The following is a 291-nucleotide window of genomic DNA, read 5'->3' as shown; positions in this document are numbered from 1 at the left end:
AAAAACGCCGATTTGAACGTTATCAGTACGCATTAAGCGTACTGGCACGTCCAATGGATTTTACCGGTAACGACACGTTTAACCTCGACCGAAGCAAAGCGCCGTGGCCGAAGAGCGAAGCAGAGCTTAATGCGCTGTGGGACGGTAAGGTTAAATTTGACGAACTCAGCCTGAAGCTGACCGGTAAAACCGATGCGGAAATTCGGGAAACGCTGACGCGCCGCTACAAATTTGCGATTCGCCGTCTGGCGCAGACCAACAGCGAAGATGTGTTCTCACTGGCGATGACAG

General features: G+C 51.9%; 1 pseudogene. It reads left to right on the top strand.

Going from position 1 to position 291, the window contains the following annotated elements:
• A pseudogene (locus J4G32_RS20915) lies at nucleotides 1-291 on the top strand (carboxy terminal-processing peptidase); the annotation flags it as partial.

Origin of the sequence: Microvirga antarctica (assembly GCF_017921815.1) — a bacterium.
Lineage (GTDB): Bacteria > Pseudomonadota > Alphaproteobacteria > Rhizobiales > Beijerinckiaceae > Microvirga > Microvirga antarctica.
Note: the sequence above shows the minus strand (reverse complement) of the source record. Positions and strands in the feature narration are given on the sequence as shown.